This window comes from Streptomyces sp. NPDC060000 (genome assembly GCF_042737375.1).
Lineage (GTDB): Bacteria > Actinomycetota > Actinomycetes > Streptomycetales > Streptomycetaceae > Streptomyces.
This window is the reverse complement of the sequence record NZ_JBHWUU010000005.1, coordinates 97,060-112,405: the sequence shown is the minus strand read 5'-3', so window position 1 is coordinate 112,405 and position 15,346 is coordinate 97,060. Positions and strand designations below refer to the sequence as shown.

The window sequence follows — 15,346 nt, the reverse complement described above, 5'->3', positions numbered from 1 at the left end:
GGTCGCCGCTGCCGCTGCTGACGCTGCTGCTCGGGGTGACGGTAGCAGTCGATCACCAGCGGTCTAGACCAGGCACGCTCACGCGCGGACGGCACCACGCCGGTGAGCCTTCGCGTCGAGGCCGCGCCCGCTCAGGCGCCGATCGAGACGCGACCGGAGCCGCGCAGCGGCCCGGCGAGTTCGAGCAGGGCCTGTTCCAGGGCGTGCAGATGGGCCAGCACGGGCTCGGACGCCGCGCCGAGCGGGACCGCGGCGGTCTCCACCGGGCCGCGCCGTCCGTCGGCCGACGGGGCGGTGAGCGCCTCGACCGCGGCCTCCACCCGCCAGCAGGCGGCGACGAGCCGCGTGTCGTGCGAGGCCTCGGGGTCGGCGGCGACCGAGGCCAGCCCGCGCACCTCACGGGCGCAGTCGTCCAGCAGCGCCAGCACGTGCCGGGCCCGGCCCTTACGCGCCCGCAGGGGGCTGAGCGGATGCACCAGCGGAGCCAGGGACAGCCGGACCCGGGCGAGGATCCGCTCCAGCTCGGCCACTCGCCCGGCCGGGTCCGCCGCCGCGGACCCCGCGAGCCGGGCGGCGGCCTCGGCGGTGCAGAGGTGCACACAGCGCAGCGCACGCTCCACCCAGGCGTCGGTGACGGAGTGGGTGGTCACCGGGAGCACCAGCAGCACCGCCAGCGCCGCCCCCAGCGCCCCCACGGCCGTCTCGGTCACCCGCAGGGCGAGCAGCGCCGGGTCGAGCAGGCCGAGCAGCCCGTAGAGCGCGCTCGCCATGACGGTGACGGAGAGCATCATCCAGGTGTACGAAACGGCGGCCGAGTAGAAGATCCCGAAGACGCCGACGGCGACTACCACGGCGGTCGCCGCCGGCTCCCCGTGCAGGGGCACGGCCACGACCAGGCCCAGCACGATCCCGAGGACGGTCCCGAGGAACCGCCGGAATCCCCTTACGAGGGTCTCGCCGCGCGAGGTGGTGTTCACGAACACCCACCAGGTGGCGCCCACCGCCCAGTACCACCGCTGGTCCGACAGCGCCTGCCCGACGACCAGGGCGATCCCGGCGCCCACGGTCGCCTGCACCGCCTGCCGCGTCGTGATCCGCGCCAGTCCCGTCCCGCCGGTCGGCGGGGCGACGGTCGCCGGCGCCGGCTGCCGTCGCTCGTAGGGCCACAGCCCGAACCGCACCGCGGACGACGCGGCGATCGACAGCAGGACGGCCGCGCTCAGCTCGGGCAGCCGGCCGGGGACGGTGTGCAGGAACTGGGCGGCGAAGAACGTCATGAACGCGAACACCCCCAGCGAGTGCCCGCGCGGCCCCCAGCGCCGGGCGTACACCCCCGCCCCCACGACGGCGAGGAAGGCCGCGTCACGGGCGACGGGCACGTCGTGCAGCACGGCCGCGAGAGTCAGCACCGGCAGCCCGGCGACCGGGAGCAGCGCGGTGGTCACGGCCTGTCCGCGCACCGTCGCGTCCGTGACCGTGAACAGCGCGAGCAGCGCCGCCAGGCCACCGGTGATGGTCGCCACCAGTGAATGCCCGGTCAGAGCGCACAGCGCGACGGCGAGCCCGATACCGAGCACGGCGCGCGAGGCGAACCGCAGTCGCACCCGCCCGGGATCCGGTGCCACGAACGCCCTCTTCAGCAAGCTGCCCCGCCCCTTCCCCACCCTGCGCCCCAACCGCACGGTGGGCGCATGGAAAAGGCGCCGCGGGGGTCCGCAGCGCCATCGACTCCGCCATTTGAGCATCCGGAGGGCTGGTGGTTCAACAGGGATCACTTTCACTGAGCCATTGGATCTGTCGAGGGGAGATTCTCTCCGCCATCAGCCTGCCAACGGCACACCGTCGTCGAGGGCTCCCCCACTCCCGTTGGCCCGCGCGCCGTCCATCGCCCTGGGCCATTGGTACAGTCGGCGCCGATCACGAACGTGCGAGGAGGTCCGCCGGATGGCCGTGGACGAGCTGGACACCCGCATCCTGCGTCTGCTGCTCGAGCAGCCGCGTACGAGCGTGCGGGAGTACGCCCGGCTCCTGGGCGTCGCGCGCGGCACCCTTCAGGCCCGCCTGGACCGGCTGGAGCGGGACGGCGTGATCACCGGCACGGCGCCGTCGCTCTCGCCCGCCGCGCTGGGCCACCCGGTGCTCGCGTTCGTGCACATCGAGGTCACCCAGGGCCACCTCGACGACGTGGGCGACGCGCTGGCCGCCGTACCGGAGATCGTGGAGGCGTTCTCCATCACCGGCGGCGGCGACCTCCTCACCCGGGTCGTGGCGCGCGACAACGCACACCTGGAGGACGTGATCCAGAAGCTGATCAGCCTGCCCGGCGTGGTCCGCACGCGCTCCGAGGTCGCGTTGCGCGAGCGGGTGCCGCACCGGCTGCTGCCGCTGGTGGAGTCGATCGGGCGGGCGGCCGGGAAGTAACGCCGGCGTTCGCAACTTTCCGTCCCGTCAGGACCGTTGACGACCCCTCATCACCCCTCTAACGTCTGGTCGACCATCCGCACACCGTTCGTCATATCGGACAACGAATGGCGATCGCCTGTGCCGATCACCTGTGGACCGGAGGAGCAGCACATGGCACCGCCCCTCACCCGACGGACGCTTCTGCGCAGCGCGATGCTCGCGGCGGCGGCCGTTCCCGTGTTCTCCGCCACGGCCGCCACGCGGGCCTCGGCGACGCAGTCTCCGCCCCCGGCCGCCTGGTCCCTCCTGCCCTTCGGCCTCGAGGACGTCACGCTCGGCCCCGGCGTCTTCGCCGCCAAGCGGCAGCTGATGCTCGACCACGCACGCGGCTACGACGTGAACCGGCTGCTCCAGGTCTTCCGAGCCAACGCCGGCCTCTCCACCCTCGGCGCGGTCGCCCCCGGCGGCTGGGAAGGTCTGGACGGGGAGGCCAACGGCAACCTGCGCGGCCACTACACCGGCCACTTCCTGACGATGCTCTCCCAGGCGTACGCGAGTACCGGCGAGCGGGTGTTCGCCGACCGTATCCGCACGGCGGTCGGCGCGCTGACGGAGGTCCGCGAGGCCCTGCGGCACGACCCCGTCGTCCTGAGCACCGACGGGCGGTCCGGTACGGCGGTGGAGAACGTCCGCGGCTCCTACAAGTACGTCGACCTGCCCGTCGGCGTCCTCGGGGACGCCACGGCGATCACCCTCGCCGCCTGGGTGAAGCCCACCCACGACGCCGGCTGGACCCGGATCCTCGACTTCGGCAACGACACGACCCGCTATCTGTACCTGGCCGCCCGCAACGCGAGCGGCGTGCCCCGGTTCGCCATCACCACCGGCGGGGCGGGCGGCGAGCAGGGGCTCGACGGCACGGCCGCGCTGCCCCTCGGCCGGTGGAGCCATCTGGCGGTGACCCTCACCGGTGGCACCGGGACCCTGTACGTCAACGGCACGGCCGTGGCCCGGAACACCGCCATGTCACTCACCCCGGCCGCCCTCGGCACCCTCACCGGCCACTGGCTCGGCCGGTCCCACTACGCGTCCGATCCCGTCTTCGCGGGCGCCTTCGGCGGCTTCGACGTCTGGTCACGCGCGCTGACCGCCGACGAGGTCACCGGGTTGCAGAACGGGCGGGCAGCCGGCGACCTCGTCTCGTACGCCTTCGACGAGACCTCGGGATCCACGTTCGCGGACTCCTCCGGACGCGGCCTGACCGCCACCCTGCGCCGCACCTGGGGCGGGCCCAGCCATCCCGGGTTCCTCGCGGCCTGCCCGGAGACCCAGTTCATCCAGCTGGAGTCGATGACCGGCAGCGACTACACGAAGGTGTGGGCGCCCTACTACACCGCCCACAAGATCCTCAGGGGTCTGCTGGACGCGTACCTCGCCACCGACGACGACCGCGCGCTGGACCTGGCGTCCGGGATGTGCGACTGGATGTACTCCCGCCTGTCGAAGCTGCCCGCGGCGACGCTCCAGCGCATGTGGGGCATCTTCTCCAGCGGCGAGTTCGGCGGCATCGTCGAGGCGATCTGCGATCTGCACGCCCTCTCCGGAAACGACGAACACCTGGCGCTGGCCCGGCTGTTCGACCTCGACAAGCTCATCGACGCCTGCGCGGCCGACACCGACACGCTCGACGGCCTGCACGCCAACCAGCACATCCCGATCTTCACCGGGCTGGTGCGGCTCTACGACGCGACGGGTGAGGCGCGCTACCTCACCGCCGCGAAGAACTTCTGGCGGATGGTCGTACCGCACCGCGTGTACGGCATCGGCGGCACCAGCACGGGCGAGTTCTGGAAGGCGCGGGACGTCATCGCGGGGACGATCGGCACGACCACCGCCGAGACGTGCTGCGCGTACAACATGCTGAAGCTGAGCCGGACCCTCTTCTTCCACGAGCAGGACCCCGCGTACATGGACTACTACGAGCGGGCCCTGTACAACCAGGTCCTCGGCTCCAGGCAGGACACCCCGGACGCGGAGAAGCCGCTGGTCACGTACTTCATCGGGCTCAACCCGGGCCATGTGCGCGACTACACCCCCAAGCAGGGCACGACCTGCTGCGAGGGCACCGGCATGGAGAGCGCCACCAAGTACCAGGACTCGGTGTACTTCAGGGCGGCCGACGGCGGCTCGCTGTACGTCAATCTCTACAGCCCGTCCACGCTCACCTGGGCGGAGCAGGGCGTCACCGTCACGCAGAGCACCGGCTTCCCGCGCGAGCAGGGCAGCACGCTCACCGTCCGGGGACGCAGGGCCGCCTTCGCGCTGCGGCTGCGCGTGCCGTCCTGGGCGACGGCCGGTTTCCAGGTCACGGTCAACGGGCGGAAGGTGCACGGGACGCCCACGCCCGGCAGTTACTTCACCGTGTCGCGGACCTGGCGGGACGGGGACGTCGTCCGGGTGGCGATGCCGTTCCGGCTGCGGGTGGAGAAGGCGTTGGACGACCCGTCCCTGCAGACCCTGTTCCACGGCCCGGTCAACCTCGTCGCCCGCAACTCCGCCACCACCTACCTGGAGTTCGGCCTCTACCGCAACGCGGCCCTCTCCGGCGACCTGCTGCCCTCTCTCACGCCGGTGAGCGGGAAACCGCTGCACTACACGCTCGACGGCACCGAGTTCGCCCCCTTCCTCGAGGGCACCGAGGATCCGACACACGCCTACATACGGCGGGCCGAGCCCCGGATCGTCTTCGCTGACACCGACTCGGGCGTGGCCAACCCGGCGAAGGCGGAGGGCACCACCCTGCTCGACGAGGTGTGGGCGGGAGCTCCGTTCGCCGGGAAGCCGGCGCTGGTGGCGCGGGTGCGCACGGTGGTGGACGCGTGGGTCGCGGCCGGGCTGCTCGGCACGGCCGACGGAGCGAAGGTGGTGAGCACCGCGCGCGGGGCGACGTACGTGCCCTGACGCCGGGGAGAGGTCGCTACGACCGGCGGCGGGGCTTGCCGCCGCCGGTACCGCGCCGGCCGCCCCCGCCCTTCGCGCCGCCGCCCTTCGCTCCCCCGCCCTTCGCTCCCCCGCTGCGGCCTCGGGCAGCGGCGCCCCCGGCCGTGCTCTTGCGCGCGGCGCCACCCGGCTGCGGCTTGCGCCGCTCGCCCTTGCGCTCCTGAGCCTGCGGGGTACGGCCCCGCGTGCTGTTGACGGTGCGGCCCCGGACGATGCCGATGAGGTCCTCGACCAGCTCGGTGGTCGCCTCCTCGGGCCAGGAGAGGGCGACGTCCGACCGGGGGGCGTCGACGACCGTGCGGTAGGTGAGGTCCTTGCGGTGGTGGAGGCGGGCCAGGGACTGCGGGACGACCAGGACGCCGATGTTCGCCGCGACCAGATCGATCGCGTCCTCGGTGGTGGCCGGACGCTCGAAGGCGGCCTCGCCGGGCGGCTGCTCCCAGCCGAGGACGTCGTCGAGGGGGTGCAGGACCACCTCGTCGGCGAGGTCCTCCAGAGTGACCTCCTCGGCCGCCGTGATCACGTGGTCCCTGGGCACCACGACGACGGTCGTCTCCGTGTACAGGGGGATCGCGCTGAACACCGTACGGTCCACCGGGAGGCGCACGAAGGCCGCGTCGGCGGCGCCCTCGCGCAAGACCTCGGAGGCTTCGGCGAGGGGCACCTGGAGGAGGGTGAGGGGCGTGTCGGGCAGGCGCTCGTGCCAGATCCGCACCCACTTGGCGGGCGTCACTCCGGGGACGTACGCGAGCCGGAACGAGGGGGAGTCCGCCGAGTCGGTCATCCCGCCAGGTTACCGGCTGTGGTCGGAGCTCTCCGCGGCGGCCGATACCCTGGACCGTATGAAGTCGCAGCAGAGCACCCAGACGATGAAGCCCGCCACCGCGGCGAAGAAGCTGGGTGTGCACCTCCCCGCCACGCCCGCCGAGTTCCAGGAGGGCGTGGTCTCACGCGCCGAGCTGACCGAACTCCAGGCGAACCCGCCCGAGTGGCTGGTCGAGCTGCGCGAGTCCGGCCCGCACCCGCGTCCGGTGGTCGCGGCCAAGCTCGGCGTCTCCATCGCGGGCCTGGCCCGCGGCGGGGTGACCGAGGCGCTCACCACCGAGCAGATCGAGGCCCTCAAGGACGCCCGGCCCGAGTGGCTGGAGAAGGAGCGCGCCACCCAGGCCGAGGTCCGCAAGGAGACCGTCCGCATCAAGAAGCGCAACGCGGAGCGGGCCGAGTCCTGACCCCGGCCGTCGACGCGGTCGTCGTCGGCGCGGCACCAGGATGCTGAGGGCCTTGGCGCAGACGACGGCGGCGATGGCCGACGGGGCCGGGGTGCTGCCCGAGCCCGAACCGGCCGACCAGCGCGGCGAGCACCGGGCTGACGCTCATGATCAGGCCGAACGTGGCAGCGGGCACGTGCCGCAGCGTGAAGAGGTCGGCGAGGCACCGCGGAGGAGAGGACCCCGGCGGCGACGGCACAGCCGACGTCCCGGGCTGCCGGCGGGTGGCGCAGCATCGGGACCACCGCCGACCGGCAGGAACAGCAGGGCGGAGACGGTCGCGGCGGCCGTCGGGGCCTGGGCGCCGGGGACGCACCGGCCGGCGGTGCGGTTGAGCAGGATGCACGACGCCCGGCACACGGCGGCCGGCAGGCCGAGCCCCAGCCCCAGGTAGTCGGTCGAGGACCGCGGGCGCATCAGGGTGACCGCGCCCCGCCGCCGCGATGATCGCGCAGCAGGCGTCGACCCGGCGGCGCGCGGCGGCCGGCGCCATGGCCGGCGGCCCGGGGAACTCCAGGGTCACCGCGAGGCCGAGCCCGACACGGTCGACGGCCGTGTACAGCGACAGGTTCTTCGCCCCGAAGACCGGCCGCAGCGTCGGGATGACCGCCGAGCCGACCGCCAGACCAGTGCTCGCGGCCCGGCGTCGCCTACCGGCCGGCCGGTGCGTAACGCCGAGCCCGTCGCCGTCCGTCCGGTGTGGTGGCGCGCCGACCCGCACCCCGCGACCCAGGCCGTGGTCGAGCTGCTCACCACGTCGTACCGCGCACCGTGAATCCCCTGAGTCGCCCGGAACCCGTCGGTTTGACTACGATCTGGGCAGGTCCACCGACGTGGGTGTTTCGAGGTTGCTGGGGGTTGGGATGGTCGCTGGTCGTGTGGTGCGCTTCGACAGTCAGCGCGGTTACGGTTTCATCGCGCCCGACGACGGCGGGGAGGATGTCTTCCTGCACGTCAACGACATGCTGATGCCCGAGTCGCAGGTGCGCCGGGGCATCGTGGTGGAGTTCGAGATCGAGGACGGCGAGCGCGGTCCGAAGGCGTCCGGCGTACGGCTCGCGCGAGGTGCGGACGGCCAGCCCCTCGCCGCCGACGACGACGTGCTGTGCGATGTGCTCAGCACGGAGGAGTTCACCCGGGACGTCACCGAGGCGCTGCTGACGGCGGCGCCCTCGCTCACCGGTGAGCAGATCGTCCAGGTGCGCGCCGGGCTGGCGCAGTTCGCCAAGAACCATGGGTGGGTCGAGGGCTGACGCCACCCGCCTCGCCGTGGACGCGTGGCGTCCGCGATGAGGCCCGGCACAGGTCGATGGCCCGCGCTGCCTTCCTGCCCGAACAGGGGGCCGGCCTGCACTCCCGTCCTCCTCGATCCCGGGGGGCCGCCCGCCCCGTAGTCTTCCGGATCCCGTTGTCAGTGGCCTGATCTACAGTTCCCGTCACTTGATCACTGCGGGTGCGGGAGGCACACATGGGGTGGGTGTCGGCCGGCGACTACGAAGTCGCCCTCGATGACGGCAAGGTGGTGTGCCGCAACGCGGCGGGGCGGCGGTTGAAGTCCGTGCCGCCCAAGATCGCCGACGAGCCGGCCGTGGTGGGCCTGCGTCAGCTCACCGAGTGGCTGGAACGGCACGAACGCCAGTGCCTGGCCGACGTGGAGCGGTGGATGGTGCGCTCGCTGCCGGTGCCGTTCGCGGTCCTCGCGCAGGTGTGGCCCGACCCCGCCTGGCAGGCCGCGCTGCGCGACCTGGTCGTCACCGGAGCCGACGGCGAGGTGGCCGGATTCCTGCGGGACGCCGATCCCGAGCGCGGCCTCGGTCTGGTCGACCTCGACGGCGACACCGTCCGCATCACGCCCGAACTCGTCCGTCTCCCGCACCCCGTGCTCCTCGACGACCTGGAGGAACTGCGGGAGTTCGCCGTCGAGCTCGGTGTAGGGCAGCGCGCCCAGCAGCTCTTCCGCGAGGTGTGGCGGCGTCCAGCGACGCTCGACACGGAGGGCACCTCGGTCGAGGAGTACGCGGGCGGCGCCTTCAAGGAGCAGCGGTTCCTGCACGGCCGGGTCACCCAGCTCGGCTACCGCGTGCGCGGCGGACACGCCGTCGCTTCGGTCCTCGAGGACCACCGCACCGTCGAGGCCCGGGTGTGGGTCGGCGACTACGAGGGCCACCAGGAGGCGGAGACCGGCCCCCTGATGTTCACCGACTCCGCGGGCCGGGTGCTGAAGCTCGGGCAGATCGGGCCGGTGGCCTGGTCCGAGGGCATGCGCATGGCGGCGGCCCTGTACGCCGGGCGCGACATCGAGGACGAGGAGCAGGCGGCATGACGACCTACGACGAGGCCACCGCGAGCGCGCTGCTCGACGCGGGCGCCGTCCTGCCCCCGGGCAGCACCGACCGCGAGGACGCCGACGCCCTCACCGTGCGCAGGTACTCCCATCCCGCGCTGGACGACCGGCAGATCGTGCGGCTGGTGCCGGGCACCCTGGGCGAGGCCGAGGACCTGGCGCTGGAGTTCCTCGGACTGGCCCGGGACCCGAAGACCCCCGTGGTCGGCCAGGTGCGCCGGGAGACGCTCGGCTTCCCTGCCTGGGCGCTGGTCAACGACCCGGCGAACGGCCACCACGCGCTGGCGCTGGTCAAGGACGTCGAGCGGTTCGCGCGGCAGGCCAAGTCCCGCCCCGGCACGGCCAAGGACGGCTTCGAGGAGCTCGGCACCCGGCTCGGCCGGGCGGTGCCGCACTTCCTGCCCACCTTCTACGAGCAGGCCGCCCGTGTCTTCCTCCAGTACGAGAACACCACGTACGCGTCCGCGTTCTTCGGCAAGGCCCGCGAGGCCGAGCGGGTGCACGCGCTGAAGGTGGACGAGGAGCGGCAGCGGGCCGTGTTCCTGGAGTTCGCCTTCGCCGGGGCGCTCACGGTCAAGGCGCTCAAGGAGCACGTCAAGGCTCTCGCGGCCCGGCTCGACGCGGCCGAGGCCTGGTCGCAGTTCCGGCAGTTGACGGTGGAGCGCTGCGCGGCCGGGATGCCGCCGTACGCCTCCCTGCCGCAGGACGCGCGCGGGCTGATCAGGGCCGCCGGTCTCGACCGGGTCACCGAGGAGTGCGGGCTGGTCGCGGAACTGCTCTCCTCGCCCGCCGCGGTCCGGGCCCCCGCGTCCTTCTGGAACGCCTACCGGACGACGCTCGCGGTCCTCGCCGAGCGGCGACCGCAGGTGCGGGAGCGGCTGTTGGAGATCATGCCGGCCGGCCTCGGGCGGTCCGTCGAGGACGACGAGTTCTGGCTGGCGCTGCTCGTGGAGTGCGGGGCGGATCTGCTCCTCACCGGTGAGACGCCCGCCGACGTGGACCCGGCGGACTGGCTCGGCCGGTGGGCGCAGCACCGCAAGCACGGTGGCAACGTCAGCCGCCGTTCCCCGGCCACCCTGACCCTCGTGGAGCGGATGGCGCCCCGGCTGCGCGAGGTCGGCCGTCCCGTGGATCTGTGCTCGGGCCGCTGGCACGCCGGCGCCGATCTCGACCTGCTGGACCTGTGCGCGGCGCAAGGCGTGCCGCTGACGCTGCCCGGCCCCGACCAGGTCGTGTACCTGTCCCTGGACCGCTGGTTGCGCGAAACCCTGCCCGGCGGACGCGACCTGACCGCGACGGCGGCGGACCCGCGGCTGCGACGGCTGCTGTACGCCGACATCGGCACCGTCAGCGGCCACCGCCCCGCGCCCGAGGTGCTGGAAGGCCTGGCCGCCCACCCGGTCCTCGGTGACGTGCTGCGCGAGTGGCTGGACGACGCGGCCGGGGAGCTGACCTCGGCGGTCGGCCTGCCCGCCGCACGGGCGGCGCTGGAACGGCTGCGCCCCTTGCGCGCGGTGGCCGCCCGGGTCAGCCCGGCGGCCGTCGCCGAGGTCGCCGCGCACGCGGTCGCACCGCTGCTCGGGCACACGCTGCGCGCGGGCGTCCTGGACGAGCTGGGCTGGCCCGCGCTGGACGAGGCGCTGCGGCGGCTCGACGCCGAGACCCGGCGCGACCGCGACGACACGCTGAGCGTCAGCGAGGCCTGGCCCGCGCTCATCGTGGCCCGCGCCCACAAGGTGCTGGTCGTCGGCCCCGACGAGATCCTGCTGGAGCACGATCTGCGGCTGCCCGTCGAGCTGGACCGCTGGCAGCGCCCGCGCTACCGCTACACGGACGGCGAACTCCTCGTCATGTGGCGGCAGAACGGCAAGCAGTTCGGCTACTGGTCGGCCCGCCCGGCCGATGTGTTCCCCCTCGGCGGCGAGCAGATCCCGCAGTGGTACGGCGGCAACGACGCGGGTGAGCCCTCTATCCCGCTGCCCGCAGGCGGTCGGGCCACCGGTGGACGCACACTGCACGCCGGTGACACCGTCGTGCCGCCGGGCCGTCGCATCCTCGGTGACGGCACCACGTACTGGCGCCAGGGCAGGCAGGGCCGGCAGCAGGTCTGGCTCGAGTACGACCCGGCCAGCGGCACCCACGGGCGGGCCTCCCTGCCCGCCTTCCTGAAATCCGGCATCCACGAGGACGCGACCCTGCTGCCCCAGCACTGCGAGGTACTTCCCCTCCAACCCGGCCTGGAGCAGAGCCCGTTCGGCACGGACGGCACGGTGCTCGGCCGCTGGGTGCGCACCGAGGGCGAGGGCGCCGAGGCCCGTACGGTCGCCGGTACGCCGGACGGCCGGACGGTCACCCTGCCGTGGGCCGGTGGCCGGGCGCCGGGCGTCCTGCTCGGCGCGCTGCGGCTGCCCGGCGGGGCCGAGCCCGTCGCCGTCGGTCTGCACCGGCAGATCGCCCTGTACGCGGGTGACGACACGTCCGCCGCCGGGGAACTGGGCCGGGTGACGCCGATGGAGCGCGGCGGCGAGTTCGCCGCCGGCACCCGGTTCGTCCCGCCGGTCGGCTTCTGGCACGCTCTTCGTCCGCGTGACGAGCGCGCGTCGGCGGTGCTGCGCGCGCTGACCGACGAGCAGGCGGCCGACGTGCTGCGGGCGGCGGCGGAGGCGCTGACGCGACGGCAGGAGAAGCTGGCGGCGGCCCGGGTGATCGACGGGGCTTCGGAGGCCGGTGCCGTCGTGGCGCCCGCCGACGAGGTCGTCCAGGAGGTCGTGACCCGCGCCCTGCCCTCGCTCGGCGACGCGAACCTCGTCGCGGGTGTGGCCGCGCTCGTGCGCGCGGCGCTCCGGCTCGGGGAGTCGACCGCCGCGTTCGTGGCACCTCCGGTCGAGCGGCCGAAGGCGGAACGGCAGCGCGTGGACGGCATGTTCGCCGACCTCAGGCCCGAGTACGGCGACGACGCGACGCTGCGCGAGGCCACCACCGGCCTCACCGAGCTGCACGGGTGGTGGGGCAGCGAGACCCGCTGGAACACGCTGCGCCAGATCCGCGCCGTGAACCACGTGCTGTCCGGGAAGCCGGCCGACGGCAAGGCCCTGGCCGAGGCCGCCCGGTCCACCGGAGCCGCAGACGGGTGGCGCAGCGACGAGTTCACCCTCCCGGGCATCGGCCTGGTGTGGACACCCGCGCTGGACGTGCTGCGCCCGCTCGCGTACCGCGCCGCCTCCGCCACGGTGACCGAGGCGCACCGCGAGGCGCTGCTGCTGCTGTTCGAGGCGATCACGGACGGGCCGCTGGCCGCCGCCGGGGGCGCCCTGCGCGAGGTCGTGCTGAGCGAGCCGCACGAGAAGCAGGAACGCGTCGGTCAGGTGCTGCGCCGGGACGGCCGTGTCGTCGTGGTGCTCGGCTGCCAGAACGTCGACCGGCAGGCGGGGCGGGTGCACTGGCTCGCCCTGGACCACGATCCGGCCGGCGGATCCGGTGCGATCGCCCACTTCACACTGGAGCGGGAGACCGCGCATCCGGCGCTGTTCCCCGCCGACGCGCTGGCCGCCGTCACCGCCCTCGTCCGGGACAAGGGCCCGGCGCCCTGGCAGCCTGAGGCGTCCGACGCCCTCGCCGCCGCGGCACACGGCGGGCTGGGTCCGCTCCAGGCGGCTCTGCTGCTCGCCGGAAAACCGAAACAGCTCACGGCCGAGGTGATATCCGCGACCGGGCTGAAGCCGCGCCAGAAGGAGCTGGGCGACACCCTGCTGTCCACGGTCGCAAGCGGTGACCGGGCGGCCCTGGTCGGCGCGCTGCTGCCCGCGAACCCCGGTGACCTGTGGACGGCCGGGCCGGACACCGCGGCCGCGGGCCGGGTGTGGGCCGAGCGGCTCGGCAAGGTCGTGCGGCTGCCCGAGGATCTCGCCGCCGAACTCTCCCTCGGCGGCACGCCCCTCGGCTCCGCCGAGCAAATCCTGAATCCGCGGCTGACCCCCTGGATCAGCCGCGTCACGGTCCAGCGGCCGGACAAGGACGGCAACCTGTTCGCGGAGGACCGGGCGGCGCTGCCCGGTCAGAGCGACCTGCGGGGTGCCGTGGCCGCCCTGTCCGGCCTCGCGTACCACCTGCCGTTCGGGCACCCCCTGCGGGCCGTCCTGCCGGAGAGCCTCGCCGCGTTGCGCCGCCGCCTCGCCGATCCGGGCCTGCTGCTCGACCTGGACATCGCATGGACGGACAAGGGTTCCTCGACCGCCGTCGAAGTGCGCAAGGCATACGGGCTGCCCGCCACCGGGGGCGCCGACGCGCACGGTCTGACGCACGTGGGCGAGGCGCTGGTGCTGCGCCCGTGGTACGGCGACCAGGAGACCGTCCTGGTCCGGCCGAGCGCGCTGCGTTCTCCCGACGACCCCGTGTTCGGGCTGGTCGAGGGGCTGGTCGGGCCGGGACGGAGCGAGGGCATGTGGGCCCTGCGCACCATCCTCGACGGGGAACTGACCCGCGCGCTCGCGGCGGGGGGCGATCCCGGGGAACCCGCAGGACACGCCCAGAACCCGGCTTTCACCGTGCCGGAGCTGGTCGCCGAGGTCGCCGCGCACCACGCTCTGGGCGAGGACGCGGCGGCGCTCTACCTCCAGTTGCTGGCTCTCCCGGACCCGACGGACCGCAACTGTGCCCGCTGGACCGGCTGGAAGCCCGCCCGGACGAAGAAGGCACGCGCCGAACTCGCGGCGAGCGACCTGGTCGTCGAGGCCAAGCGGGCGCGTGCCGGGCGCACCCTCTTCCTGCCGTGCGGCTGGCTGGACCTGAGGTCCCCCGCGCTTCCGGTGGAGATCTGGAAGGAGGGCCTGTACGCGGTCCGCGCCTACTCGGGCGTGGTGCCGCTGGTGCCGGTGCCCGAGCTGTTCACGCGCGCGTGGGAGCGCGTCCGCTCCGGCGACGCCCCGGCCTACGAGCAGCTCACCACCCGCGCCACCCGTAAGGGCCGTCGCCGATGACCACTGTCCCGCCCCACCTGGAAGAGCGCGCGCCGATGATCACCACCGCCCCCTCCCCCGGCTCCGCCGGCCCCGTCCGCCAGATCGTCCCGCCCGAGGACCGGTACGCAGACGAGCTGGCCTTCCTGGCCGCGTACGACGACGGGCCGCGCCCGCCCGCCTGGCGGCTCACCCCGCGCGCCGTCGTCACGTTCGTCATGGGCAGCGACGGCCGCGCCCTGAAGCTGCCCGACGGAGCCGGGGCGCCCGACGGGGTGCCGCGCCGACTGGTGGTGGAGGGGAAGTTCGTCGGCGACCGGGCGCTGGTGGAGCGGTGCGTGGTCACGCTGGCCGGTGAGCGCGGGCTGCTGCTCGTCGGCGAGCCCGGTACGGCCAAGTCGATGCTGTCCGAGCTGCTGTCCACCGCGGTGTGCGGCACCAGCGGGCTGGTCGTACAGGGTACCGCCGGTACCACCGAGGACCAGCTCAAGTACGGCTGGAACTACGCCCTGTTGCTGGCGCAGGGGCCCAGCCGGCAGGCGCTGGTGCCCTCGCCGGTGCTCACCGCGATGTCGCGGGGCGCCGTCGCCCGGGTCGAGGAGATCACACGTTGCCTGCCCGAGGTGCAGGACTCCCTGGTCTCGCTGCTGTCGGAGCGGCGCATCGCCGTACCCGAACTCGCGGGCACGGAGGACGCGTTGGCGCACGCCGCGCCCGGCTTCACCCTCATCGCCACGGCCAACCTCCGGGACAGGGGCGTCTCGGAGATGTCCGCGGCCCTCAAGCGCCGTTTCAACTTCGAGACGGTCGGGCCGATCCCGGACCTCGATGCCGAGACGGCACTGGTGCGCAGCCAGGCCCGGGCCTCGGTGGAGCGGGTCGGGGCATCCTTCCAGGTCGACGACGCCGTGCTGGAGGCCCTGGTCACCGCCTTCCGTGATCTCCGTGAGGGCCGGTCGGCGGAGGGCTGGGAGGTCGAGCGGCCTTCCACGGTGATGAGCACCGCTGAGGCCGTGTCCGTCGCGGGCGCGCTGGCGCTCTCGGCGGCGTACTTCCCGGGCGACCGGGATGTTCTGGGGCTGCTGCCGGGCCATCTGCTGGGCGTGGTCCGCAAGGACGACCCTGCCGACGCGGCCCGGCTGCGCGGCTACTGGGACGGGCCCGTCCGGCGCCGCGCCGAACAGGGTTCCGCCACCTGGCGCACCCTGTGGGACCTGCGCACGGTCCTGGAGGGCTGACAGCCGTGTCCCTCCACCCCACCGCACCGGACGCACCGGGCTCACCGGCCTCCCCTGACTCACCGGCCTCCCTTCCCTCCCCTGACTCACCGGCCTCCCCTCCCTCCCCTGACTCACCGGCCTCCCCTCCCTCCCCTG

The 15,346-nt window shown here is 73.8% G+C and carries 9 protein-coding genes and 2 pseudogenes; 8 read left to right on the top strand and 3 right to left on the bottom strand.

Translation table 11 applies throughout. From position 1 onward, the window contains the following. Positions 1–131: 131 nt before the first annotated feature. A complete protein-coding gene (locus ACFWBB_RS04880; protein ID WP_385267006.1) occupies positions 132–1,643 on the bottom strand; it encodes an FUSC family protein in 1,512 nt (503 codons plus the stop codon). Positions 1,644–1,944: 301 nt separating this feature from the next. Between ACFWBB_RS04880 and ACFWBB_RS04875 the strand changes: the two genes are divergently transcribed. Both ACFWBB_RS04875 and ACFWBB_RS04870 read left to right on the top strand, forming a co-directional pair. Next, the gene (locus ACFWBB_RS04875) at positions 1,945–2,421 is read left to right on the top strand and encodes an Lrp/AsnC family transcriptional regulator (protein WP_385267004.1); all 477 of its coding nucleotides are present in this window, start codon (positions 1,945–1,947) and stop codon (positions 2,419–2,421) included. 153 nt (positions 2,422–2,574) lie between these two features. Further along, positions 2,575–5,364 (top strand): beta-L-arabinofuranosidase domain-containing protein, encoded by a 2,790-nt coding sequence (locus ACFWBB_RS04870; RefSeq protein ID WP_385267001.1) that lies wholly within the window; start codon positions 2,575–2,577, stop codon positions 5,362–5,364. Positions 5,365–5,380: 16 nt separating this feature from the next. On the opposite strand, the gene ACFWBB_RS04865 is transcribed toward ACFWBB_RS04870, so the two are convergent. Then, entirely contained in the window at positions 5,381–6,187 is an 807-nt protein-coding gene (locus tag ACFWBB_RS04865; protein ID WP_385266998.1) for a LysR family substrate-binding domain-containing protein, read from the bottom strand. Positions 6,188–6,245: 58 nt separating this feature from the next. Between ACFWBB_RS04865 and ACFWBB_RS04860 the strand changes: the two genes are divergently transcribed. Then, on the top strand, positions 6,246–6,632 hold the full coding sequence (locus ACFWBB_RS04860) for a DUF5997 family protein (RefSeq protein WP_385266997.1): 387 nt from the start codon (positions 6,246–6,248) through the stop codon (positions 6,630–6,632). 24 nt (positions 6,633–6,656) lie between these two features. Here ACFWBB_RS04860 and ACFWBB_RS04855 read toward each other — a convergent pair. Further along, positions 6,657–7,266 (bottom strand): annotated as a pseudogene (locus ACFWBB_RS04855) (DMT family transporter); the annotation flags it as partial. Here ACFWBB_RS04855 and ACFWBB_RS04850 point away from each other — a divergent pair. The 5 genes and pseudogenes from ACFWBB_RS04850 to ACFWBB_RS04830 form a co-directional block, all read left to right on the top strand. Further along, a pseudogene (locus ACFWBB_RS04850) lies at positions 7,253–7,446 on the top strand (LysR family transcriptional regulator); the annotation flags it as partial. The pseudogenes ACFWBB_RS04855 and ACFWBB_RS04850 overlap by 14 nt on opposite strands. A gap of 88 nt (positions 7,447–7,534) precedes the next feature. Further along, positions 7,535–7,924, top strand: coding sequence for a cold-shock protein (locus tag ACFWBB_RS04845; protein ID WP_385266994.1), 390 nt, complete (start codon positions 7,535–7,537; stop codon positions 7,922–7,924). A 215-nt stretch (positions 7,925–8,139) separates the two neighbouring features. After that, complete coding sequence (locus ACFWBB_RS04840; RefSeq protein ID WP_385266992.1) at positions 8,140–8,994, top strand: DUF4132 domain-containing protein; 855 nt, start codon at positions 8,140–8,142, stop codon at positions 8,992–8,994. Next, positions 8,991–13,991 carry a hypothetical protein gene (locus ACFWBB_RS04835; protein ID WP_385266989.1) on the top strand — a complete coding sequence of 1,667 codons (5,001 nt, stop codon included), beginning with the start codon at positions 8,991–8,993 and terminating at the stop codon, positions 13,989–13,991. Before ACFWBB_RS04840 ends, ACFWBB_RS04835 begins: the two co-directional genes overlap by 4 nt. A 35-nt stretch (positions 13,992–14,026) precedes the next feature. Next, positions 14,027–15,208 carry an AAA family ATPase gene (locus ACFWBB_RS04830; RefSeq protein ID WP_385267146.1) on the top strand — a complete coding sequence of 394 codons (1,182 nt, stop codon included), beginning with the start codon at positions 14,027–14,029 and terminating at the stop codon, positions 15,206–15,208. The last annotated feature ends 138 nt before the right edge of the window (positions 15,209–15,346 follow it).